At 66.3% G+C, this 22,740-nt stretch carries 20 protein-coding genes; 11 read left to right on the top strand and 9 right to left on the bottom strand.

Features of this window, described 5'->3' with window-relative positions; translation table 11 throughout:
- Positions 1 to 112: 112 nt before the first annotated feature.
- Positions 113 to 1,060 carry a PGF-CTERM sorting domain-containing protein gene (locus tag NKG98_RS11350; protein WP_254766033.1) on the top strand — a complete coding sequence of 316 codons (948 nt, stop codon included), beginning with the start codon at positions 113 to 115 and terminating at the stop codon, positions 1,058 to 1,060.
- A 71-nt stretch (positions 1,061 to 1,131) separates the two neighbouring features.
- Here NKG98_RS11350 and NKG98_RS11345 read toward each other — a convergent pair whose 3' ends face one another.
- Positions 1,132 to 1,710, bottom strand: coding sequence for a DoxX family protein (locus NKG98_RS11345; protein WP_254766032.1), 579 nt, complete (start codon positions 1,708 to 1,710; stop codon positions 1,132 to 1,134).
- A gap of 325 nt (positions 1,711 to 2,035) precedes the next feature.
- On the opposite strand from NKG98_RS11345, the gene NKG98_RS11340 reads away from it, so the two are divergent.
- The gene (locus NKG98_RS11340; protein WP_254766031.1) at positions 2,036 to 2,473 is read left to right on the top strand and encodes a DUF2267 domain-containing protein; all 438 of its coding nucleotides are present in this window, start codon (positions 2,036 to 2,038) and stop codon (positions 2,471 to 2,473) included.
- Between the two features lie 12 nt (positions 2,474 to 2,485).
- On the opposite strand, the gene NKG98_RS11335 is transcribed toward NKG98_RS11340, so the two are convergent.
- Both NKG98_RS11335 and NKG98_RS11330 read right to left on the bottom strand, forming a co-directional pair.
- Entirely contained in the window at positions 2,486 to 2,746 is a 261-nt protein-coding gene (locus tag NKG98_RS11335) for a hypothetical protein (protein WP_254766030.1), read from the bottom strand.
- 359 nt (positions 2,747 to 3,105) lie between these two features.
- Entirely contained in the window at positions 3,106 to 3,531 is a 426-nt protein-coding gene (locus NKG98_RS11330) for a hypothetical protein (protein ID WP_254766029.1), read from the bottom strand.
- Between the two features lie 463 nt (positions 3,532 to 3,994).
- On the opposite strand from NKG98_RS11330, the gene NKG98_RS11325 reads away from it, so the two are divergent.
- The 7 genes from NKG98_RS11325 to NKG98_RS11295 all read left to right on the top strand — a co-directional run bounded on the left by NKG98_RS11325 (position 3,995) and on the right by NKG98_RS11295 (position 12,999).
- Positions 3,995 to 6,283, top strand: a complete 2,289-nt coding sequence (locus NKG98_RS11325; RefSeq protein WP_254766028.1) for a heavy metal translocating P-type ATPase — start codon at positions 3,995 to 3,997, stop codon at positions 6,281 to 6,283.
- Between the two features lie 35 nt (positions 6,284 to 6,318).
- Positions 6,319 to 7,320, top strand: a complete 1,002-nt coding sequence (locus NKG98_RS11320) for a potassium channel family protein (RefSeq protein ID WP_254766027.1) — start codon at positions 6,319 to 6,321, stop codon at positions 7,318 to 7,320.
- Between the two features lie 153 nt (positions 7,321 to 7,473).
- Positions 7,474 to 7,752: a hypothetical protein gene (locus NKG98_RS11315; RefSeq protein WP_254766026.1), complete on the top strand. Its 279-nt coding sequence runs from the start codon at positions 7,474 to 7,476 to the stop codon at positions 7,750 to 7,752.
- 376 nt (positions 7,753 to 8,128) lie between these two features.
- The gene (locus NKG98_RS11310; RefSeq protein WP_254766025.1) at positions 8,129 to 9,226 is read left to right on the top strand and encodes a BMP family lipoprotein; all 1,098 of its coding nucleotides are present in this window, start codon (positions 8,129 to 8,131) and stop codon (positions 9,224 to 9,226) included.
- 52 nt (positions 9,227 to 9,278) lie between these two features.
- Positions 9,279 to 10,865, top strand: coding sequence for an ABC transporter ATP-binding protein (locus NKG98_RS11305; RefSeq protein WP_254766024.1), 1,587 nt, complete (start codon positions 9,279 to 9,281; stop codon positions 10,863 to 10,865).
- Positions 10,862 to 11,992: an ABC transporter permease gene (locus NKG98_RS11300; protein ID WP_254766023.1), complete on the top strand. Its 1,131-nt coding sequence runs from the start codon at positions 10,862 to 10,864 to the stop codon at positions 11,990 to 11,992. Before NKG98_RS11305 ends, NKG98_RS11300 begins: the two co-directional genes overlap by 4 nt.
- Complete coding sequence (locus NKG98_RS11295; RefSeq protein ID WP_254766022.1) at positions 11,989 to 12,999, top strand: ABC transporter permease; 1,011 nt, start codon at positions 11,989 to 11,991, stop codon at positions 12,997 to 12,999. The genes NKG98_RS11300 and NKG98_RS11295 overlap by 4 nt, the downstream gene beginning before the upstream one ends.
- A 294-nt stretch (positions 13,000 to 13,293) precedes the next feature.
- Here the strand turns inward: NKG98_RS11295 and NKG98_RS11290 are convergent, their stop codons facing one another.
- From NKG98_RS11290 to NKG98_RS11270, 5 genes are all read right to left on the bottom strand, one after another.
- Positions 13,294 to 14,325, bottom strand: a complete 1,032-nt coding sequence (locus tag NKG98_RS11290; protein ID WP_254766021.1) for an AI-2E family transporter — start codon at positions 14,323 to 14,325, stop codon at positions 13,294 to 13,296.
- Positions 14,326 to 14,516: 191 nt separating this feature from the next.
- The gene (locus tag NKG98_RS11285; protein ID WP_254766020.1) at positions 14,517 to 14,921 is read right to left on the bottom strand and encodes a DUF5518 domain-containing protein; all 405 of its coding nucleotides are present in this window, start codon (positions 14,919 to 14,921) and stop codon (positions 14,517 to 14,519) included.
- A 147-nt stretch (positions 14,922 to 15,068) separates the two neighbouring features.
- Complete coding sequence (locus NKG98_RS11280) at positions 15,069 to 15,704, bottom strand: GAP family protein (RefSeq protein WP_254766019.1); 636 nt, start codon at positions 15,702 to 15,704, stop codon at positions 15,069 to 15,071.
- A 97-nt stretch (positions 15,705 to 15,801) separates the two neighbouring features.
- The gene (locus NKG98_RS11275; protein WP_254766018.1) at positions 15,802 to 15,948 is read right to left on the bottom strand and encodes a hypothetical protein; all 147 of its coding nucleotides are present in this window, start codon (positions 15,946 to 15,948) and stop codon (positions 15,802 to 15,804) included.
- Positions 15,949 to 16,909: 961 nt separating this feature from the next.
- Positions 16,910 to 17,551 carry a helix-turn-helix domain-containing protein gene (locus NKG98_RS11270; protein WP_254766017.1) on the bottom strand — a complete coding sequence of 214 codons (642 nt, stop codon included), beginning with the start codon at positions 17,549 to 17,551 and terminating at the stop codon, positions 16,910 to 16,912.
- Between the two features lie 279 nt (positions 17,552 to 17,830).
- Between NKG98_RS11270 and NKG98_RS11265 the strand changes: the two genes are divergently transcribed.
- Together NKG98_RS11265 and NKG98_RS11260 are read left to right on the top strand one after the other, a co-directional pair.
- Entirely contained in the window at positions 17,831 to 21,208 is a 3,378-nt protein-coding gene (locus NKG98_RS11265; protein ID WP_254766016.1) for an MMPL family transporter, read from the top strand.
- A 131-nt stretch (positions 21,209 to 21,339) separates the two neighbouring features.
- Positions 21,340 to 21,573 carry a hypothetical protein gene (locus NKG98_RS11260; RefSeq protein ID WP_254766015.1) on the top strand — a complete coding sequence of 78 codons (234 nt, stop codon included), beginning with the start codon at positions 21,340 to 21,342 and terminating at the stop codon, positions 21,571 to 21,573.
- Positions 21,574 to 21,689: 116 nt separating this feature from the next.
- On the opposite strand, the gene NKG98_RS11255 is transcribed toward NKG98_RS11260, so the two are convergent.
- Complete coding sequence (locus NKG98_RS11255) at positions 21,690 to 22,556, bottom strand: class I SAM-dependent methyltransferase (protein ID WP_254766014.1); 867 nt, start codon at positions 22,554 to 22,556, stop codon at positions 21,690 to 21,692.
- Between the last annotated feature and the right edge of the window lie 184 nt (positions 22,557 to 22,740).

Below are 22,740 nucleotides of genomic sequence, written 5' to 3'. Positions count from 1 at the left end.
CGAGCGCCGACGGCGCGGGGATCGGCGAGTAACCGCCGCGTACCGTCGAGTAGTCGACGCATACATAGGTACCCCCGCGTCGCGGTCCCGGACAGGTGGGATCACACGACCGATGTCAAACGCCAAGTTCCTGTTACGGTTCCTCGTCCCGATCGCGGTCGCGGTGGCGCTGCTTGTAGGCGCGCTGGCGGTGCTTGCCGTCGCCGACGCGGGCGCACAGGCGACGAACGTCACCGAGGAGGAGTACGTCGAAGAGGCCCCCGAACCCGGCGACCCCTACTTCGAGGCGGCCGCCGAGGACGGCCGGTGGGTCAGCTACGAGAACCCGCGCGACGAGTACCGCAACCCGTACCTCGGTGAGGGCTCCGGGAAGATCTGCGTCACGCTGCGCAACGAGGCCGGAGAGGTGATCGTCGGCGAGAGCGTCCCGAACACGACGGTGACGGTTCCGACCGGCGAGGAGATCGAGTGGCACTCCCACGCCGACCCGATGACCGTCCGGTTGCCGCTGACCGAACACTACGAGCGCCCGCTCGACGCCGACCAGTTCGGCACGACCGAGGACCTCGGTCAGGGCGACGGCTACATGGACAGCCACTGCATCGAGATCCACGGCCTCCCGGAGGACGGCGGCACGGTCGAGTACGGCGAGGCACAGGTCGAGGGCGAACACGCCGACCGGATCGAGGTCGTCGGCTACGTCCAGCAGGCCCACGACACGTGGGACACCGACGTCGACCCGATCGAGGACGCCGAACCCTACGAGGAGGCCGGTGGCGGCTGGACCTACCGGCCGAACGAGTCCCACGGACAGGTCGTCGTCGTCCTCCAACTCGACGGCGACGAGGCGTCCGGCGGCGACGGTCCCGACGGCGACGAGGCATCCGGCGACGCGAGCGAGGACGACGGGACCGACGGCGCCGAGAGCGGCGACGACGGATCCGACGCGGACGACGCGACGGGCGAGACCGGCAGCTCCGTCGTCGAGCGGATGCCCGGCTTCGGCGTCGCGGCCGCGGTCGTCGCGCTGGCGCTGGTCGCGCTCGCACGGCGCGGCTGAGAAGTTGGTCGACCCGTCTTATCGCGGGTGCGCCGACCGCCCGGCGCGGACCGTCCCGCGGCCGGGGGCCCTCAGCCCAGGAGGTACCTGAGCCACGGGTTGTTCCGGACGGCGCCGCTCTCCTCGAGCGCGGCGTCGAGGCCGAGGATCCGACCGGCACCGACCGCGCCGAGGCCGAACAGCAACAGGAGGTAGACCACGTCGCTGTTGACGACGTAGCCGTGTTCGACGGGGAGCCCGGCCGCCAGACCGCCCTGGAGGCTCGCCATCCAGAACAGCAGCATCTGGACGGCGCCCCAGAAGACGGCGAACCGGACGAGCACGCCGAACAGCAGCGCCAGCCCGATCGCCAGTTGCCCGTAGACGACAAGCGGGTCGACGAAGCCGGCGGAGCCGGCGAGGCCGGCGAAGAAGTCCGCGAACGGGTTCGCCCCGGTGACGCCGAACCCGCTCTGTGGGTCGATGTAGCCCGCTGCCGACCAGCCGGGATCGAGCAACTTCTCGATCCCGGCTTGCAGGAACACCCAGGCCATCACCAGCCGGAGTCCCAGTATCGAGTATCCGATCCACGTCTCCGAGTAGTCGAACCGAATCGCGCGTCCGAACAGTTCCGTTTCGAGGGTCCGCTCCGAGGGTGCTTCAGTTCCCATTGGCGTTCACCTACACGCGGGTGTTCGTTACTGCCACACCTTAATACAGAGGGATGTGCCCAGCGGCTGGGAATCGACGCCCGGCCCGCGACGGTCACGCGCCCTCGCCGCGACCGCTCGCCGCGCGTCGACGCGTACTCGCCGTCCCGGTACTCGCCGCAGAGCCAGACGTCGGCGGCCCAGTCGACCCCCGCCGCGTGCGCGTCCGTCATCCCCCGTCGATCACGGCGGCCGGTCACGTCTCCGTCGGTATCGCGCGGCCGACAGGTGGGCGCGCCGACCGGTACACCGTCGGTTTTTCGTCGCGAACGTGGTGGGATCGGTGATGGACTACCACGAGTTCGTCGGCGAGGTACAGCACCGACTCGAACTGCCGGGGATGGACGAGGCGGTCCGGGCCACCCGGGCCGTCCTGACGACGCTCGGCGAGCGGATCCAGGAAGGCGAGGCGACCGACCTCGCGGGGCCGCTCCCGATGGAGATCGACCGCTACCTGATCGAGGCCGACTCCGGCCAGCGGTTCGACTTCGACGAGTTCGTCTCCCGGGTCGCCGAACGCGCCGCCCTCGGGGACGACGAGAGCGCCCGCTCGGAGGCCGTCTACTACGCACGGGCGATCGTCGCGCTGCTCGCGGCGGTCGTCCCCGGGAGCGAAATCGAGCAGGTTCGCCAGCAACTCCCGGAGGACGAGGGGTTCGAGTCGCTGTTCGAACTCGTCGGGACCGGGGACGCGTTCGAGGCGGACGTCGACCGAGGGAACTGACCGTCGGCGTCCCTACTCGCGCAGCGCGCCGGGGGCGACCCGACAGCCGCAGGGCGTGGCCCGGTGGTCCATCGGCCCCCGACTGACGACGCCCTGTACCGGGTCGCCACAGTGTGGACAGGCCGGCGGGAGCCACTCGCCTACCAGTTCGTCCGCGCCTGCGAGGTCGTCGTGGTAGGGCGTGGGGCCCTCGGCGGTCGACTCGTCGTCGGTGGCGTTCGACGGCGCGTCGCCGGCAGGTTCCTCGCCCGACTCCGCGGCCTCGTCGCTCATCGCACGCCTCCGTCGGGGTTCCGCGGGCGTTCGGTTACCGCGTGACACGTCGGCCGTGCGAGACGTTTATGTCTCGGTAGAATCAATCCGAACATGGCTTTCGGACCCTTTCGGGTTGGAAGCCACGTCTCGGGTGTGTACTCACCCGGGGCATTTTAGCGCATGCCCCCTGCGGCCGATGGAGAGCGGCTTCCGGGCGAAATGTCGTTCTACCGTTACTTATAGCTACTGTTACAGGTTGGCGGGGTGGTTGGATTGATCGGTCTTCTTAGTGGATCCAAACTCCCGAATCAACGGGCCTTGCCGACGGCCAAACCCACCGCCGACACCAACAAAAACGCGACCGCGGCCTCACTCGCCTACTCCTCGCAGGAGTTGGCTTCGTCGAGGGCCGCGTTCGCCGACGTTTCGAGTCCCGTCTCCCCCGCGGCCTGCGCCGCGTCCAGTCTCGCGCTGATGGCGCACGCGCCCGTCGCGCCGGCCGCGATCGTGCAGGCGCCGCCGGTTCCGACGCCCGCGACCGCGGTGTCCGCGGGGCCGGCGGGCGTCAGCAGGCTCCCGGCCGTGAGGGCGCCGCCGTACGCGCAGTAGGCCTGCGACGCCGCCGCGGCCGAACAGCTAATCGCCGTCGCCGAACTGATCGGCGGGGTCGGTGACGAGGGAACCTCCCTCGACTCGCATTGGTTCGGTTCGCCGGTGCTGCTCGCCGCCGCCGGTGAGACACTCCCCAGCAGCAGTGCCGTCACGAGCAATACGACCACGATGCGGGTTGTCAGGTGCGTCATGCGTGGATCACCCTCGCTGTCGGGGCCCGACGCCTCCAACCGTCACCCTTCCCCACACGCCCAGACGGAACATCGGGTGCGCAGTTGTCCTCCCGTCCCGCGAACGGGGGCGTCGGCGTCGGGCCGCGTTCCCAGTCCGTACCGCGTGGCCGGCGGTAGTACTGGCGTCGTGTCAGGGGCGTACGGGACCCATCGACGGAACTGACATTAGCTCTTGGCAACTAGTTTTTAATATCATATCTATATCCTAGGAGGATACTAGCATCGGGTGGCGGTGAGGAAGGGGATTTATCGCCCCGGATTTCCCGACCGACGACCCGGCCCGCGGACACCGGACGCGGCCCGGGGACGGGAGTCGTAGGATGCAGACCGTGAACTCAAGGGCGCCCGCGCTGTCGGTACTCGTAGCGAAATCCGACGCGAGAACCGCGAGGACGACCGCGGGCGGCTACGAGGAGGACGAATGGCAGACCGCGATCCACCGGAGACACACCACGCACGCGACGCCCGTCGGGAGCGGACCGCGGGCGAGCGGCCGACCGACCGCGACTGCCCGTGCTGTCGGATCTGCGGGTTGACCGCCGCGGATACCGGCCGTCGCGAGGAGCGGGCGGACGCCTCCCAGTATCGGGGCGAGCAACCGCACCTGCGTCGCGCCGCGGAACGCAGAGCCCGTGAGGAACACGCCCACCAGGCCCACGCGGGACGCGACCGCGACGCCCGGGAGGCCCACGTCGACCACTCGGGCCACGAGCAACTGTTCAAAAAGCGGTTTTTCGTCTGCCTCGTCCTCAGCCTCCCGGTCCTGCTCTACAGCCCCTCGATTCAGGCGTGGGTCGGGTTCGACGCGCCGCCGTTCCCGGGGAGCGAGTTCGTCGTCCCCGTCCTCGGGGTCGCGGTCTTCCTGTACGGCGGCGTCCCCTTCCTCCGGATGGCGACGGTCGAGGCGCGCCGCCGGGAGCCGGGGATGATGATGTTGATTTCGCTGGCGATCACCGTCGCCTTCGTCTACAGCGTCCTCGCGGTCCTCTTCGACGTCGGCGAGACGTTCTTCTGGGAACTGGTCACGCTGATCGTCATCTTCCTGCTGGGCCACTGGATCGAGATGCGCTCGGTCAGGCGGGCGTCGGGCGCGCTCGACGAGTTGGCGGCGCTGATGCCCGAGACGGCCGAGCGCATCACCGACGACGGCGAGACCGAGGAGGTTCGCGTCGACGACCTCGAAACCGACGACCTCGTGCTCGTTCGCCCGGGGTCGAACGTCCCGGCCGACGGCGTCGTCGAGGAGGGCGCGTCGAACGTCAGCGAGGCGCTGATCACCGGCGAGTCGCGGCCGGTCAAGAAAGAACCGGGCGACGAGGTCATCGGCGGCACGACCAACCGCGAGGGGAGCCTCCGCGTTCGCGTCACCGCGACCGGCGACGAGACGACGCTGTCGGGCATCGTGCGGCTGGTCGAGGAGGCCCAGCAGAGCCGGTCGCGGACGCAGGTGCTGGCCGACAAAGCCGCCGGCTGGCTGTTCTACGTCGCGATCTCGGTCGCGATCGTCACGGGCCTCGCGTGGACGGCAGCGGCGGGGTTCGGGCTGACGACGGTCGAGCGCGTCGTGACGGTACTGGTCATCGCGTGCCCGCACGCGCTCGGCCTCGCGGTCCCGCTGGTGGTCGCGATCAACACCACGATGGCGGCGAACAACGGCATGCTCGTCCGGGACCGGATCGCCATGGAGGAAGCGCGCAATCTGGATACGATCGTCTTCGACAAGACGGGAACTCTCACGGAAGGCGAGCAGGGCGTCGTCGACGTCGCCACGACGGGCGAGTGGGACGAGGACGAACTGCTGGCGGTGATGGCCGCCGCCGAGGGCGACTCCGAGCACGTGATCGCGGCGGCGATCCGCGAGGCGGCCCGCGAGCGGGGCCTCTCCGTCCCCGGCGTCCGGGAGTTCGAGGCCCTCGAAGGGCGGGGCGTCCGGGCGACCGTCGAGGCGGAAGCCGCCGCGACCCCCGGCGTGGCCGGCGATCACGTTCGGGACGGCGAGACGGTCCACGTGGGCGGGCCGAACCTGCTCCGGTACCTCGACGTCGACCCCGACGACGACATCGACGCGTTCGCGGACGAGGCGGGGGCCCGCGGGCAGGGCGTCGTCTACCTGGTCCGGAACGGGGCGGTCCGGGGCGCGGTCGCGCTCGCGGACGTGATCCGCGACGCGAGCCACGAAGCGATCGAAGCGCTCCACGACGTGGACGTCGAGGTCGCGATGCTGACCGGCGACTCCGAGGACGTCGCCCGGGCCGTCGCCGAGGAACTCGACATCGACACCTACTTCGCCGAAGTGCTCCCGGAGGACAAAGACGAGAAAATCGTCGAGCTACAGGACCGGGGGCGGCTGGTGGCGATGGTCGGCGACGGCGTGAACGACGCGCCCGCCCTGACGCGGGCGGACGTCGGCATCGCCATCGGGTCGGGGACCGACGTCGCCGTGGAGTCGGCCGACGTCGTCCTCGTGGAGAACGATCCGCGCGACGTCGTCCATCTGGTCCGCCTGAGCCGGAAGAGCTACCGGAAGATGCAGGAGAACCTCGTCTGGGCGGCCGGCTACAACGTGTTCGCGCTGCCGCTCGCTGCCGGCATCCTCGCGCCGCTTGGCGTCCTCCTCACGCCGGCCGTGGGCGCGCTTCTCATGTCCGCGAGTACGGTCATCGTCGCGATCAACGCCCAACTGCTACGTCGTGCGGACCTCTCTATCTGACGCGACGGCTTCGGAACTCACCACAACGGCGAGACATGAACCTCGGCTATCTCACCCTCGGCGTCGTCCTCCTCGTCGGTACCGTCGTCGACCTCCTCTGGACGACGCTCTGGGTCGAGGGGGGTGCCGGTCCCCTCACGTCACGGCTGATGGCGGGGACGTGGCGCTCGCTGCGGCGGCTCGGCGCCCCGAACTCGCGGCTGCTCAGCCTCTCGGGACCGTTGATCTTCGTTCTGGGTCTTACGGTGTGGATCGTGCTGCTCTGGAGCGGGTGGACGCTGATCTTCGCCGGGGCCGAGAGCGCCCTCGTCGACACGCTCGACCGCGGGCCCATCTCGTGGTCCGACCGGATCTACTTCGCCGGCTACACGCTCTTCACGCTGGGCATCGGCGATTTCGCTCCCCGGGAGGGGATCTGGCAGGTCGTCACCGTCCTCGCGACCGGCAGCGGACTGCTGTTCGTGACGCTGACCGTCACGTACACGCTCTCGGTGCTCGACGCGGTCACCCAGAAACGCGCGTTCGCCAACAACGTCAGCGGGTTCGGAACGCGCAGCGAGGAGATCGTCCGGACGGCCTGGGACGGCGAGGAGTTTCGGGGACTCGACCTGCCGCTTAACACCGTCGTCACGCAACTCACCGTCCTCACGGAGAACCACCTGGCCTATCCCGTCCTCCACTACTTCCACAGCGCCCGACCCGACCGCTCCCCGGCCGTCGAAATCGCGGCCCTCGACGAGGCCCTGACGCTCATCCGGTTCGGCGTCCCGGCGGAACACCGGCCGAACGAGGTCGTCGTCCGGAACGCCCGCAGAAGCGTCGAGAACTACCTCGAAACGCTACACGAGGCGTTCGTCGATCCCGCGGACAGCCCCCCGCCCTCGCCGGACCTCCGCGCCCTCCGCGAGGCGGACGTCCCGACCGTCTCCGAGGAGACGTTCGAGGCCTCCCTCGACGATCTGGAGACGCGCCGGCGGACGCTGCTCGGGTTCACCGAATCCGACGCGCGGCAGTGGCCGACACGAGGAACCGAGTGAGCGCCGACGCCACGCCGTCGCGCCGTCCCGGCCGGCGGTAGCCGCTCCGGCGGCCCACCAGTACCGGCCATCGTCGATCGGCGAACGGGCCGAGGTGAACCACCGGGCGGGTCCAATCGACAGATAAAAACTCCACCGGAACCGCCGGAACGCATGAACTCGAAACTCATCTCGGGGAGCATTCTGACCGGCTTCGGAACGCTCGCGGTCGTCGCGAGTTCGTGGGCCCGGCATTTCTTTTTCACCCAGTATCATATTGCGAGAGGGATGAGCCTGGCGGGTGCAGGGGAGTTCCACCCCGGCCCGTACGGGGCCGCGCCGGAGGCCGTGCATCTGTTTTTCGGGACGCGGGTGCTCCTCTGGGTCGTGACTCTGCTCGGACTCGCTCTCGTCGTGTGGGGACTCTGGGCGGACTATCGGACCCACGAGTAGACTTCGCCCGTCTCGTGTGGGCCACTTGCCGTAACGAAGCCGAAACACGCGGCGGTCGACGAGGCCCCGAGTCGTCCGCCGGATCGAGTGACCCGTGAGCCTACATGAACTGAAAATGATACGAACGGCATGGATGGGATCAAAGTAAAAATATCAGACACGATCGTCGTAACTGTCGTACTCGGGACCGGACTGAGGGGACCTTCCCCGGGAGAGTAGCGATCGTCGACTGTGCCGACGCCAAAACGCGATGAAGGCCGCTGTGGGTGTTGTTGGCGGAGAAACACTAACGCCACGTCGGGGGACGAAGAAGGGGTAGTGAAACAGCTACATAGACATGAGTAAATATATGGTGGTTGGGTAAAGTTGGTGATATATGGAAGGGGACAACGATCGGATGGGGCAGTCTACGGGAGCAACGAACGTCGAGAGGCGGACCGTTCTTGCGTCGGGTGCGGCCGTCGTTACCGGTGCCGTCGCAGGCTGTCTCGGCGGCGAAGAGGAGGGCGCCGAGACGCAAGTCGCGATCATCTCGAGTCCGGCTGGTTTCGACGACAACGCCTTCAACGACAACGCCGTCGAGGGCCTCGAGGAAGCCTCGAACGACTTCGACCTCGAGTACACGACGGTCGAGGAAACCGAGGAGGCGCAGTACGAGTCGACGCAAGCCGACACCGCCGAGAGCGGCTACGACCTCATTGTCTGTGTCGGCGACAACCACACGGACCCGCTCGAGACGAACGCCGCCGAGTATCCCGACCAGAACTGGATGCTCATCAACAACATGATCGACGGCGCGGACAACGTCTCGGGCTGGATCGAGATGAACAACGAGATGTCGTTCCTGGCTGGCGTCGTCGCCGGCGTGATGACCGGACAGGAGTTCGAACACGGGGACAGCGCCACCGATCCGGACGAATCGATCATCGGGTTCGTCGGCGGGGAAGACATCCCGCTCATCAACGCGTTCGAGCAGTCCTACATCGAAGGCGCCGAGTGGGTCAACGACGACGTCGAGGTGTTGACCGGCTACGGCGGCAGTTTCTCGGACACGGGCGTAGCGAACGACGTCGCCGAGTCCCAGATCGATGACGGTGCCGACGTCATCTGGCACGCGGCCTCGGCCGCGGGCGGCGGCGTCTTCTCGGCGGCACAGGACAACGACCGGTTCGCGCTCGGGGTCGACGTCGACCAGTCGGTCACCGAAGACCAGTACCAGGACGTCATCCTCGGGTCGGCCGTCAAGGCCCTCGACGAGGCCACGTATCTGGTGGCCGAGGCGGTCGTCGAGGACGACTTCGAGCGCGTCGTCGGTGAGCAGAACCTCAGCATCGAGCAGGGCGGGATCGACTTCGTCGTCGGCCAGGCCTTCGAGGGCGAGCTTCCCGACGCCGTCCAGGAGAATCTCGACGAGGCCGTCACGGCGTTCGAAAACGACGAGATCGACCTGACCTGCGGGCCGACCAGCTGCTAACGAGGGGACACCTCCTCTATCCAGTTTATGTCCACGAGTTTACCGACGTATTATGACTACGAGTGACAGGCCGCCTGCAGTCCGGCTTACGGGGATCACGAAGCGGTTCGGCGACGTCGTGGCAAACGACGACGTCGATCTGACCGTCGAGCGGGGATCGATCCACGCGCTCCTCGGCGAGAACGGGTCGGGGAAGACGACGCTGATGAGCATCCTGTACGGCCTGTACGATCGAGACGCGGGTTCGATTTCCGTCGACGGCGACCCTCGCGAGTTCGAGTCCCCGCGGGACGCGATGGCGGCGGGGATCGGCATGATCCACCAGCACTTCCAGCTCGTCGAGCCGATGACGGTCCTCCAGAACGTCATCCTGGGCCACGAACCGACCGACCGCGGCCTGGTCGACGAGGCGGCCGCTCGGGAGCGGATCGAGGCGATCTGCTCGCGCTACGAGTTCGACGTGGATCAGTACCTGGACACGCCGGTCGAGGAGCTCGATCTCGGCGCACAACAGCGCGTCGAGATCGTCAAGAGCCTCTATCGGGGCGCCGAGGTGCTCGTCCTCGACGAGCCGACGGCAGTACTCACGCCCCAGGAGGTCGAGCGGCTGATGGACGTCATGAACGATCTCCGGGAGGACGGCCGGTCGCTGATCTTCATCTCGCACAAACTCGACGAGGCCCTGGAGATCGCCGACGACATCACCGTCTTACGTGACGGAGCGGCCGTCGGCACCGTCGACGCCGCCGAGACGACCGAACAGGACCTGGCCCGCATGATGGTCGGGCGCGAGGTCCTGTTCGACCGGCTCTCGAGGGAACCGACCGACGGACGGCCGATCATCGAGGTCGCGGACCTTCGCGTGGACGGCGACCGCGGCCGCGAGCAGGTCGACGGCGTCGACCTGACCCTTCGAACCGGCGAGATCCTTGGCGTCGCCGGCGTCCAGGGGAACGGCCAGAGCGAACTCGTCGAGGCTCTCACCGGCCTGCGCCCCGTTGTGGCGGGGTCGATCCGGTTCGACGACGAGGACGTCACCGACCGAAGTCGACGCCGTCGCATCGAGGACGGCATCGCCTACATCCCGGAGGACCGCCAGGCCGAGGGGCTCGTCCAGGAGTACTCGCTGGTCCGGAACGCGCTGCTGGGTAACCAGACGATCGAACCCTACGTTTCGAACGGGTTCGTCGACTGGACCGAGGTGAACGAGCACGCCGAAGCGATCGTCGAGGAGTTCGACGTCCAGCCGCCCGACACCGAGACGACCGCCGGGTCGCTCTCGGGCGGGAACCAGCAGAAGTTCATCGTCGGCCGCGAGATCGGCCACGATCCCGACGTGCTCGTCGCCGCGCACCCGACCCGGGGGGTCGACATCGGCTCGATCGAGTTCATCCACAACCGGCTGATCGAACTCCGCGACGCGGGGTTGGCGATCCTCGTCGTCTCCTCGAAACTCGAGGAGATCCGCAAGCTCTCGGACCGCATCGCGGTGATGTACGAGGGCGAGTTCATCGACGTCGTCGATCCCGACGCGGTCACCGAGGAGGACCTCGGGCTCTTGATGGCCGGCCGGCGCCCCGACGGCGAGGACGCCGCGGGACCCGAGGACGCGGGGCGGTACCGAGGTGTCCAGCCGTGAGCGGCGCGTCCGGCCGCGCTCGCGACGCTCTCGACGCCGCCGCCGATCGGGTGCTCGAGGCGTCGGTGCTCGAGCGGATCGGCATCGCGATGGCGTCGACGGCGCTGGCGCTCGCGATCGGGCTGGTGATCGTGGCCGCGGCCGGCCACGATCCGCTCCGATTCGCGAGTCACCTCGTCGTCGGATCGGTCGGTAGCGAACGGGCGATCGCACGGACGCTGCGGTACTCGACGATGTTCGTCCTCACCGGCGTCGCGGTCGCGGTCGCGTTCCGCGCTGGCGTCTTCAACATCGGCGTCCAGGGGCAGTTCGTCGTCGGCGGGTTCGCGACCGTCGTCACCATCGTCTCCCTCGCGCCCGTCCTGCCCGACGGGGGTCTCGGCAACGTCGTCCTGTTGCTCGCCGGCACTCTCGCGGCCGTCGTCGCGGGCGGCCTCTACGCCGCCCTGCCCGGCGTCCTGAAGGCCTACGGCGGCGCCAACGAGATCATCACGACGATCATGCTGAACTTCATCGCGATCGGGTTCGTCGGCTGGCTCGTCGCCGGCCGCTTCGGCGACCCGGAGGCGACCGCGACCCGCACCGAGCGGCTCCCGGACTACGTCGGCCTCCCGTCGCCGCTGTTCGACGATCCGAACCTCTCGATCGTCGGCCTCCTCGTGATGGTCGGCGTCGTCGCCGGGGTCGCCTTCGTCACGGCCCGGACGCGGTTCGGCTACGACATGGTCACCAGCGGCTACCAGGAGTCGGCCGCGAGCTATTCCGGCGTCGACGCCGGGCGGATGATCGTCTCGACGATGACCTTCTCCGGGGTCGTCGCCGGTCTGGCGGGCGCCGTGTTCGCCATCATGATTCAGGGTTACTACACCGACCCCTCCGGCGTCGGCAACTACGGCTTCGACGCCATCGCCGTCAGCCTGCTCGCCGCGAACCACCCGGTCGGGGTCGTCCCCGCCGGCCTGCTGTTCGGCGGGCTCGAGTCGGCCGGCTCGCACGTCCAGATCAACAGCGACGTTCCGGTCCAGCTCATCGACGGCGTCGTCGGGCTCGTCGTCCTGTTCGTCGCCGCGCCGGAGCTGTTCCGGATGCTCGCCCGCCGGACCGGACTCGGAGGTGCGGACCGATGAGCGTCGGCGAGTACGCCTCCCGGACGGAGGTCCGCCTCGGCGGCCTCGCGCTCGCCGTCGCGGTCGCGTTTACCGTTCTGGCGGTCGAGTTCGACGTGCCGCTCGATCGCCTCTTTACGGCCGGGTTCCTCTCGCGGTCGCTGGAGATGGCGACCCCGATCGCGCTCGCGGCGGTCGGCGGCCTCTACGCCGAAAAGAGCGGCGTGTTCAACATCGGTCTCGAGGGGTTCATGATCTTCGGCGCGTTCTCCGCGGCGGCGACGATGTACCTGCTGGGCGGGGAGACGCCGACGCAGGGCCACGTCTGGATCGCGATGGTCGCCGCGGTCGCCGTCACGACGCTGCTTACCGCCGCGTTCGCCGTGCTGGTGATCCGGTACGAGGCCGACCAGATCGTCGCCGGTCTGGCCGTCTGGTTCCTCGGGCTCGGGTTCGCGCCGTTCACCGCGGCCGTCCTCTGGGGTAGCCGGTCGAGTCCCGGCCTGGCGAGCATCGATCCGATCGCGTTCGGACAATCGCCGCTGATCCCGCTGGCCGGCCTCGTCGTCGCGGCCGCGTGGGTGATCCTCTACCGGACGCGGTACGGCTACTGGATCCAGGCCGCCGGCGAGAACCCGGAGGCGCTGGACACTGCCGGCGTCGACGTCAACCGTATTCGGTACGCGACGGTGCTGTTCTCCGGCGCGATGGCCGGCCTCGGCGGCGCCGTGTTACTCGCCCACGCCGGCAACTTCGTCGGAACCGGCGACACGATGGTCGACGGCCGCGGCTGGATCGCGATCGTCGCCTACCTCTTCGGCAACTACAACCCGATCGGGGCGGCCGTCGCGGCGCTGCTGTTCGGCGGACTCGACATGTTGAACGTCCAGTTCCAGACGGTCGGCATCGACGTCTCGGCGCGGTTGGTCAACCTGCTGCCGTACGTGGCCGTGATCGTCGTACTCACGGCGTGGGGCAAGACCCGAATGCCCGACGCCGTCGGCGAGCCATACGAGAGCGAGGAGTAACGCCGTGGCTCCGCCCCATTCGGGCGGCCGCGACCCGCCACACCGACGGTCGACCGAACCACGAGAACCGGCGGGTCCAGAGGTCGGTCCGGTAAGCTTGCGGGACGGCTTCTCACGATATCTCCTCGGGAGCGTCTCTGAACGCGTCGTTCGACGGGCACACATGTCCGTGACGATCACGAGAGAGGAACCCCGACACGAGGGTCGCGATCGCGTTCCACGGGGTGTTCGCGACGACTGGAATCGACAATTCTCGGCGTCTGATATCGGAATCGAGGTCCTCGATTACTACGCTCACCCCTCCCGGGTCGGTGTCGATTCGGGATACTCTCGTACCAGTATGTCGACGATCAGTTTCGTCATTCCGAGGACGATCGGACCGATAAAGAGGCCGACGAAGCCGAAGAGTGCGATGCCACCGAAGATACCGACGATTGTGACGACGGGACTGAGCTGCGTTCCTCGTCGCATGACGATCGGACGAAGGACGTTGTCGACGGTACTGATAACGACCGCTCCGAACGCCAGCAACACGATCGCAGGGAGGGGGCGGCCGACGACGAACAGATAGATCGATGCAGGCAACCAGATGATCGACGCACCGACGAGCGGAATCATCGCCGCGACGAACGTCGTCACGGTCCAGAAGATGACGTTCCCGAGGCCGAGAACGAGGAACGCAACGCCGAGCAGGACCGCTTGCGCTGCGGCGACAGCGGCAGTACCGACCAGTGAATTGTGGATCAACAGATCCGTCTCGTCGAACAGTTCCTCTCGGACCTCGGGTTCGAGTGGTAAGACCGTCCGAAACCATGCAAGGGCCTGGTCGCCGTCTTTGAGCAAATAGAACAGGACGAAAAACAGTACCGTAAATCCGATAAAAATCTCGGGAAGCCCCCCGATGATACTGAAGAGATTGCCGGCGAGGCCTCGCGCACCCGTTCTGACGACGCCGCCGAACGACTCCTGGAGGGCCGCGATATCCACCTGAACGCCGAACCGTTCCGCGATGACGTCGTCTAACCGGGAGACGTCTCCGGGCTCGAACTTCGCGAAGAGTCCCCGGGCCTGATTCGCCGCGACGCCGAGGATGACGACGACCGGGAGGACGATCAGAAAGAGTCCGACGAGAATCGACAGGCCGGCGGACAGTCCCGCCCCGAACCGCTGTGAAAGCCGATCGTTGATGGGGGCGAGCGCGTACGCCAGGATCACGGCGATCAGAATCCACGTGAGAAACGGCAGGACGATCAGTACGGATAGCAGTCCGACCAGAATACCGATCAGAACGAGAAACCGTTTCGACCGCTTCGATTCCGCACTCATCTGTCTCCGAAACGTTTCAGGTAGTGGCCACACCCGTTCTACAGCCCTTTCCGGTCGTTACCGATCCTGTGGAGTGACGCGACGAACCCACTTACTCCTCGAAGGCTATTAAGAAGCGATTCGTGACGTCGATGAAACTCATCTACCGATCGTAGTCTACAAAAACTCGGTACGGGTCGCCAGTGACCGAATCAGGCCCGGGTGCCCGTCGGTTCCGGAGCGGCCCGGCGGTGCTTCGCCCACGACCCGATCGCGCCGCCCAGGGCACCGGGGATGGCGTAGAACGCGAGCATCAGCAGGCCGAGTACGAGCACGCTGAACGATGCGACGAGGCCCCCGAAGAGCAGGGTCGTGAACGTCGCAAGGGCCAACAGGACCAGCGACCCGACGACGGTGGCGAGACCGCCGTGGGTTGCACCGGACCCGATCGTCCCGCCAGCGAGGTATCCGGCTGCGAGGCCGCCGAATAGTCCGATTCCGCCCCAGTACAGGAGCACGATGGAGGCCTCCGATCCGACGTAGACGAGGCCGCTGATGAACCCTAACGCGAGGGTCACGGCGAATCCAGTTACGACTGCCGTCCAGTTGACATTCATGATCGATCGTCACTATGCTGTCAACGGCTATAAACCTCGTTTCAGAAAATTCGGATTGTAAAATTAAACGAACAGGCCGGATTCTCACACTCGTTGGCTTCCTCGACCACGACGGCCACGCCCACGAGTACCCTGTAGACGGATGTCTTACCCGAGGAGGTTCTGGAGCGTCAGGACGACGAACAACGCGATCACCACCTCCGAGATGATCCACGAGTTGTCGTTCATCCAGTCGCGGATCTTCGGGAGTGCGGCTTCCGCCCGCTTGCCCAGGACGAGCACGCCGAGGGACGGAAGCGCCAGGATGAAGAGCGTGAGCACGACGAACCCGGTCGCGTCCGTGACCGGGGCGTCGTTCGCCGCAAGGAAGGTTCCGACGCTAACTGAGGTGACGATATCGGTCGGAAAAAACCCCAGCAGGAGAAACCCCAGTCGAAACGAGAACCGCGGTGACGCGCTGGTCAACTTGCCCATCCACTCCGGCGGCTTGGACACGTTCCGCTTTCGGTAGGTGTCCGCCGCCGCGTAGAGGAGGAGGACGAGGACGACGAGGTAGAGCAGTTGCTTTGCACTCGCCCCTAACAGTCCACCACCTCCGCCGCCGAGGCCGTTCCCGAGGAGATATGCGACGACGACGACGAGACTGATCGAGAGAGACGCACCGAAGACGTATGCCACGGAGTTCTTCCGCCACTGTTCGCTCGTGGCGAGGAAGATGGGCGAGAGTATCTGTGGACCCGTGATCATTACGATGGCCAGTGGGAGAACCTGTAGGAGGCTCATGGCTGGAACTCACCGTGATTCGCTTTCGCCGTCGAGGCGTTCCATTCGCGTACCCGATCCATCGTGTGTCATTGTGAACTACAGTGCGTTCACTCGGCTACCGAGAGCCGTCCAGCGAGCCTTCCGTCTTCGCCGAGAGGTAGCCGGGCACGCCGAGAAACACGCTCGACGGGGCGATGATCGTGGCCATCCGGAACCGGGTTCGTGACTGCGCGTGCGGTTCCTCCGGACGCGGATCGCTCATAACGGACTCGACGTACAGAGGGCGTCTTCGACGTGTTTCTCCATTGGAACTTCCAGAAGAATCCCCACCACCGATCGACAAGTATCTTTTTGCTAGTTGGGAACACTGCCGTCGATTCTGACGTTCGATGCGGTGGTGACGCCCGTCGAAGTCAGTTCTTTCGTATCGCACTGGCTGGATGGAACGCCGTTTGCCGTCCTGCCCGATACCGTTGCCCCTCCGATCGGCGAATCCGGCGGTTCGTCCGCAGAAATCCGGGCTTCGACGGACCCGACGCGAACGATCACGTCGCGGTCCAGTCGTCCGGGTGGACATCGAATCGTCGGGCAAGGACGGGCGATGGCTCCCGTCGACGCGGAACGGCGACGCGACAGTCGCCCCGTGGCTCGTTTCCGGCGACGGGGATTCGTGATCGACGGGAAAACACACCGCGCACGTGACACCCTGAAGACGAGGGATCTCGAAACCGGGGACGAATACAGCGGACGGGAGACGGTCGCCCGCGCCACCGACACGACGACCCGAAAGAGCGGGCAGCGGCGGCGAAGAACGGACGACTAGCTGCGTAGACCGAGCACCGCCCCGTTTCGACCCGGGTACTAAATAATAGCCTGTGGACTGGTAACGCCATGGGCGACCCATCAGATCCATCCGGTAGCGGCCCGAGTTCGGCTACCTCCGAACGCGACGAACTCCGTACGATCGCGTTTCGGATGCGAGAAATTCAGCGGCTTCTCGCCGTCCGGGTCGAACAGGAAAATCGCAGGCTCGAAGCCGACGGAATCGAGTCCGTCCCCACCGCCCGGTTCCGGGACCAACTCGCGCCGGAGGACCTCCGAGAGAAGTAACCGGCAACGTGAACGTCCGTGGTACGTCTCGGGTCCGCCCGGTCGACGACGAACGCCGTAACGCGGCGGCAACGACCGTAGCGTGACGCACCCGTCGACGCGTACTCGGCAGATCACGCTTCCACGTGTTCCTCGACGAACCAGTGGATGATGTGGCCCTCGGCACGATGGAGCACGTCGCTACACGTGGCGTTCGCGATGTCGAGCGCCTCGGCTACGTCGCCTAACGTCGAGTCCCGTGGCGCGCGATAGTAGCCGGCTTCGACCGCAGCCATCAACACCTCTTGCTGGCGGTCGGTCAACAACTGGTCTGCCTGACTCGCATCGATCTCGCGAACGTACTCGATAGAGAAGCTGATCCCCAGGTCGTCGAGGTGGTCGCGGAGGCTCGAGAGCCGACTCGTCGACGTCGTCACCTCCCACGTGGCGTCCCCATCCCGGATGTCGAAGGGCATCTTGAGCGGCACGCCGGCCCGCCAGACCGGGAGGAGCGGAAGCGGATTCACCGTCTGGATCTGGAGAAGCGCTTCGTCGTCGTGTTTCCAGAGTAATTCGAGGTCCTCGACGTCGTCGCGGGTCTGGATGTCGGTAATGATGGGCAGTGGATCGGCCGCGACGAGTCGAACGAGCCCGATCCCGGTTCCGTCGCCGGGGATACTCGTGACGACCTGGAAGACGACGTCCGGATGGGCGGTCGAGATGTCCCCGATCCAGGTATCGTCCGGCATGTCGATCGTGAGTTTCGCCTGTGGCATCGTCGGTAGGTCTCCGTAACGGGACGCGTACGATAGCGCCGAGTACGAATATGTTAGCTGGTCCCTCGAATATTCGTACTGGACACTAACCAGCCGAGGCGTATACAGCCACGTAATGTCGGTACCCCGGGAATACGTGGCGATAGACGGACCGAACTCGCGTTCTCACGTCGTCCGTAGTTACGTTTTCGAGAGGCGAACGTGCGTCGATCACGGTGGAGTGACTGCTGTGTCCCGGTTCCCGCCCACGTCCGCGGACCCGGGGGTGAGTCCGCGGTAATGTCCGATACGAGCGGGTGGATCTCCGCCAACGCGCGACTCGTCGTTGCGGTCATGGTCGTCGTGTCCGCGGCCGTCGCTGCCGGCGTTCCGATGGTCGAACGCTCGACCTCGCTCGACCAGTTCCAGACTGACGCCGCGGAGGCTGACGCCCTCGACTACGCCGACGAAAACTTCTCCAGCGAAACGGCGAATACGACGTCCGCACAGGTCCTCGTCCGAGACGACGACGTCCTCGATAAGGGGACGCTCGTTTCGATGCTCGAATACGAGCGAGCGCTCCGGACGAACGAGACGGTCGACGGGACGCTCGTCGAGAACGACTCTATCCGCAGCGTCGCGAACCTCGTCGCGACCGCAGCGATTCGCGACGAACGGGCCGGTGAGCTTCGTACCCGCGAGCGCGAACTCGCCAGCACGGAGGCGGCCCTCGCGGATGCCCTCGATTCGCTCGGCCGTAACCCAAACGCTAGCGTCCGCCCCGCTTTCGCGGCCGTCGACGCGAACACGTCCGTGAACCTCACTGCGGAGGAGTACGCGCTGTTCGCGGACGCCGTCGAGGAACGACGCGGCGCGACTGACGAAAACGCACCGACCCGTGGAGACGCGACGACCGAGGGAAACGCGACGGGTGCGGCCCAAAACGGGACGAGAGACGGTACGGAACCCGTCACGAAGCGGATACTTGCCGAGGAGTACGCGAATCTCTCCGAGGACAGGCGAGAGCTAGCCGACCTCGACCCCGATATCGAGACCCAGATCGAGGGACTGCAGTCGCTGAACGACTCGGAGGTCGAAACGCTCGCTGCGGACGTACTCGCCGAAGATTCGAGCCAGTCGACGCGGGCACTCGCCTTCATGCCCGACTACTACGAGCCGGGGTCGACCGAAACCAACGCGACGCTGCTCGTCGTGACCCAGGAAACGCCGGGCGGATCGTTTGCGCCGGGCGACGCGCCGGATGCGATCGAAGACTCACAGGCCGCCATGACGGCGCTGGCGACGGACGACGACTCGATGTCCGTTCTGGTCTACGGTGATGGGATCGTGTCCACGGAAATCGTGGACTCGATGGTCGACAGCGTTCTGCTGGTCGGCCCGCTTGCCGTCGCATTCGTCTTGCTCGTGCTCGTGGTGGTCTACAGGGACCCGCTCGACGTCCTGCTCGGTCTCCTCGGGATCGCGCTCGTTCTCGTGTGGACGTTCGGCGCGATGGGGTGGTTCGACATCGCGTTCAGCCAGCCGTTCATCGTCGTGCTCGTCTTGCTCATCGGACTCTCCATCGACTACGGACTCCACGTCGTGATGCGCTACCGCGAGGAGCGTGAGGCCGGCGAGACGCCCCCCAGTCGCGCGATGGCCGTCGCGCTCGGCAGCGTCGGGGTCGCGCTCGTCTACGTCACCACGACGACCGTCATCGGGTTCCTCTCGAACCTCACGAGCCCGCTCGCGGTCTTTCGGGAACTCGGTATCGTCAGCGCGATCGGGATCGTCGCCACGCTGCTCGTCTTCGGTCTCCTCGTCCCCGCCCTCAAAATCGAACTCGACGAACTGCTCGAAGGGTGGGGGATCGACCGGATGAAACCCGCCGTCGGAACCGGGGGCGGATCAGTCACCCGCCTCCTGAACGTCGGCGCGACACTCGCCGCGAAGGCCCCGTACGTCGTCATCGCCGTTGCGCTCCTCGTCAGCGCGACGGGCGCCTACGCGGCGACGGACATCGACGCGAGCTTCGAACAGTCGGACTTCCTCGCGGAGGACCCCGCCGACTGGCTGAAAGACCTCCCCGATCCGATCGCGCCGGGGACGTATACGGCGGAGACGGCGATCGACACGCTGGACCGGAACTTCGTCAGACAGGACACCACGGCCACGATACTCGTCAGGGGCGACGTGACCGATCCCGCGGCACTCGACCGGCTCGATACGGCGCGTGCGAACGCGAGCGACATGTCGGCGACGGAGACGTACGCCGACGGTGAGGCCGCGGTGACCGACCCGATCACGGTGATGGATCGCGTCGCGGCGGACGACGAATCGTTCGACCGGACGCTGTCGGCCGCCGACACCGACGGCGACGGCGTCCCCGACGAGAACGTGACTGCCGTCTACGACGAACTCTACCGGGTCGCACCCGAGGCGGCCGCCGACGTCGTCCACCGCGAGGACGGCGAGTACCGGGCCGTCCGGATGGTCGTCACCGTCGACGGTGGCGTCGACGACGAGACCGTCCGCGATCAGATGGAGTGGGTCGCAGCCGACGCCGACGGCGAGGCTGTCTCGGCGATCGCGACCGGCGACGTCATCGTCAACCAGATCACGGCCGACCAACTCGCGGAGACGGCGCTTCTGAGCCTGGTCGTCGCGTTGCTGTCGGTGCTCGTCGTCCTCGCGACGGCCTACCGTGTCACCGACGGAAGCGCTTCGCTCGGCGTCGTCACGATCGTCCCCGTCGCGTTCACCCTGACGTGGGTACTCGGCACGATGGCGCTGCTGGACGTCCCGTTCAACATCGTCACCGGCATGATAACCGGGCTCACCATCGGACTCGGCGTCGACTACAGTCTCCACGTCAGCGAGCGGTTCAACCAAGAACTCACGGAGGCGGAGACGGTCCCAGCGGCGCTGCACGAGACCGTGACCGGCACTGGCGGCGCGCTCCTGTCGAGCGCGGCGACGACCGCAAGCGGGTTCGCCGTGTTGCTCGTCGCCATCCTCCCGTTCCTCCAGTCGTTCGGGCTCATCACCGCCGTCACGATCGTCTTCGCGTTCCTCGCCAGCGTGTTCGTCCTCCCGAGCCTGCTGGTCGTCTGGACGCGGTTCGTGGACCGTGACACGGCCACCGAGGGAGCCGACGCGGTCACTGCCGAGGGATCACACGGTACCGCCGCCGAGGCCGGCCCCGACGCGACGCGCACGATCCACCGCACCTACGTCTTGCCCGACCAGTCCGTTCCGGTAACGGTCTCGCTTCGGAACGTCCAGAATCGGGTATCTCTCCGGGAGACGGTCCCCGGCGGGATTGCTGACGTCGATGTCGCCCCCGAACCGGTCGCCGTGGATCGGTGCGACGGGAGCGTCACGGTGTTCTGGGACGTCGGCGAGTCACCGTCCGAGGCGACCTTCGAGTACACGGTCGAACTCCCCGAGGGGGAAACGGATCGGGACGTATTCACGTTCGAGGGCACCGTCGAAACCGGGAACGGCCAGCGACCGATCGACGGCGACGAGACGGTCGACGTCGTCGAGAACGTCTTCCAGCGGGCTCTCGAACGCGGCACGGTCACGCACGCGGACATCGAAGCCGCAGTCGAGCGTGACGACGTCACCCCCGCAGAAGTCGACCGGCTTCGCCGTGCCTGGCTCGAGGGAGACTGAACCCAGCAGCCTCGCTCGCCGTCGACGTCCACCACTCTCGCGCTCGGTGTCAGGCTGTAGCGATCGTTCGGTGCCGAACTTGCAGAGTGTAAACCGTTAGAACAAAAACATTCGATGCCGGTTTTAAAAATATGGCCGCCGAGCAGGATGACTATCGCACTCGTTCGTCCGCCCACTACGGACGGGCTGCGATGATGATCATCGTCGCGTTCACGCTCGTCTCCGTTTACATCGCCGTGGCGAATACGAACGACGTGGGAACTATTCGATCTGGATTCTGGGCCGGGACGGCATTCGCCGTGGTCTACCTCCTCTCGGTCGTGGCCAATAGTCTGCAACGACTCGAACTCGAATCCGACGAGTGATCCCGACCACGACCGAAGACGATGCTCGATCCGGATCGAGCCCAGCGGATGTTGGAATTTCTCGACCAATATCGATACGCGCGGTTGGAACACGCGCTAGTAGCGGTCCTGCGGCCCTAACCGATACGCTCGTACACGCCTTGGACGACGACGATCCGTTCTTCTTCGAGGTTCCGGACGACGTTCGCCGCTTTGATCGGCGTTTCCGCTCCCATCAGAAGGTTGAGTCCGAGCGGCGGCGGTGCATCCGCTGGTCGCGATTGCATCGACTCCACCACGTTCCGAAACCACTCGAGGCTCGGCCCTGTGACGTCCCTCCAGGCGGCCTCATCGAAGCCACGATCGAGGACGATCTCCCGGAGTTTCTCAGGTGGATCGAGGTAGCTGAGAGACCCATCCGATGCCCAGGGGACCGGGAATACCGGTTCGTCCCCAGGTCCGGCACAAATTTCGTACAGTGTAAGTGTACCTCCCGGCCTGAGGACACGACCCGCTTCCTCGATCGCCACTCCCTTGGCCTCGATGTTCAGCAGCGTATGCTCGAACCAGACGACATCGAACTCCTCGTCCGCGAACGGCAGGTCGAGGGCGTTCCCGTGCTGGAAGCGGACGTTGTCGGTCAACCCTACTCGATCAGTAAAGAGGGTCGCTGCCCGACAGTACTCCTCGACTACATCGATTCCGACGACATCGCAACCGAACTCGGAAGCGAGGGTGCGGGCAGGCCCACCGATCCCGCATCCGACGTCGAGGATGCGAGCGTGGTCTTCCACCTCCGCGAGGTTGGCGACTTCTCGGGTCGCCTCGAGACCGCGGATGTGGAACTCGTCGAACGACGCAATATCCTCCCGAGTGAGTGTGTCGACGTCTTTCCCGGCGGCTTCGAGGGCGTCGAGAATTTCGTCGCCGAGGTCCGTCGCTCCGTAGTGTTCGTTCAGGGCCGCCTCGTAGGCGGTGTCCGTTTTCGACTCATCGGTTGTCACGCCGTCCCCTCCCTTGGCAGGTGACGTCACAGCGGCCGGCCACCACGTTGCTCCCGTCGTCTCTCAAGTTGGTCAGCACCGTTGGTTCCGTAACACGACGTCGGTCGAGTGTGGTGAGTTCCTGTGGCAGGGCATCCTGATTTTTCGTGGACGTCGTTCGACCCATAACAACACCATCGATGAT

It is taken from the genome of Salinilacihabitans rarus (genome assembly GCF_024296665.1).
Classification (GTDB): Archaea; Halobacteriota; Halobacteria; order Halobacteriales; family Natrialbaceae; genus Salinilacihabitans; species Salinilacihabitans rarus.
The sequence above is the reverse complement of the archived record's forward strand: the minus strand, read 5'-3'. Positions and strand labels throughout refer to the sequence as shown.

Excerpts from the sequence above, each read along its gene's own strand:
- NKG98_RS11315 (WP_254766026.1), top strand. The coding sequence starts at position 7,474 with ATGAACTCGAAACTCATCTCGGGGAGCATTCTGACCGGCTTCGGAACG.
- NKG98_RS11265 (WP_254766016.1), top strand. The coding sequence starts at position 17,831 with ATGTCCGATACGAGCGGGTGGATCTCCGCCAACGCGCGACTCGTCGTT.
- NKG98_RS11305 (WP_254766024.1), top strand. The coding sequence starts at position 9,279 with ATGACTACGAGTGACAGGCCGCCTGCAGTCCGGCTTACGGGGATCACG.
- NKG98_RS11290 (WP_254766021.1), bottom strand. The coding sequence starts at position 14,325 with ATGAGTGCGGAATCGAAGCGGTCGAAACGGTTTCTCGTTCTGATCGGT.
- NKG98_RS11335 (WP_254766030.1), bottom strand. The coding sequence starts at position 2,746 with ATGAGCGACGAGGCCGCGGAGTCGGGCGAGGAACCTGCCGGCGACGCG.
- NKG98_RS11295 (WP_254766022.1), top strand. The coding sequence starts at position 11,989 with ATGAGCGTCGGCGAGTACGCCTCCCGGACGGAGGTCCGCCTCGGCGGC.
- NKG98_RS11275 (WP_254766018.1), bottom strand. The coding sequence starts at position 15,948 with ATGAGCGATCCGCGTCCGGAGGAACCGCACGCGCAGTCACGAACCCGG.
- NKG98_RS11285 (WP_254766020.1), bottom strand. The coding sequence starts at position 14,921 with ATGAATGTCAACTGGACGGCAGTCGTAACTGGATTCGCCGTGACCCTC.
- NKG98_RS11330 (WP_254766029.1), bottom strand. The coding sequence starts at position 3,531 with ATGACGCACCTGACAACCCGCATCGTGGTCGTATTGCTCGTGACGGCA.
- NKG98_RS11270 (WP_254766017.1), bottom strand. The coding sequence starts at position 17,551 with ATGCCACAGGCGAAACTCACGATCGACATGCCGGACGATACCTGGATC.
- NKG98_RS11280 (WP_254766019.1), bottom strand. The coding sequence starts at position 15,704 with ATGAGCCTCCTACAGGTTCTCCCACTGGCCATCGTAATGATCACGGGT.
- NKG98_RS11260 (WP_254766015.1), top strand. The coding sequence starts at position 21,340 with ATGGCCGCCGAGCAGGATGACTATCGCACTCGTTCGTCCGCCCACTAC.
- NKG98_RS11345 (WP_254766032.1), bottom strand. The coding sequence starts at position 1,710 with ATGGGAACTGAAGCACCCTCGGAGCGGACCCTCGAAACGGAACTGTTC.
- NKG98_RS11350 (WP_254766033.1), top strand. The coding sequence starts at position 113 with ATGTCAAACGCCAAGTTCCTGTTACGGTTCCTCGTCCCGATCGCGGTC.
- NKG98_RS11340 (WP_254766031.1), top strand. The coding sequence starts at position 2,036 with ATGGACTACCACGAGTTCGTCGGCGAGGTACAGCACCGACTCGAACTG.
- NKG98_RS11325 (WP_254766028.1), top strand. The coding sequence starts at position 3,995 with ATGGCAGACCGCGATCCACCGGAGACACACCACGCACGCGACGCCCGT.
- NKG98_RS11310 (WP_254766025.1), top strand. The coding sequence starts at position 8,129 with ATGGAAGGGGACAACGATCGGATGGGGCAGTCTACGGGAGCAACGAAC.
- NKG98_RS11320 (WP_254766027.1), top strand. The coding sequence starts at position 6,319 with ATGAACCTCGGCTATCTCACCCTCGGCGTCGTCCTCCTCGTCGGTACC.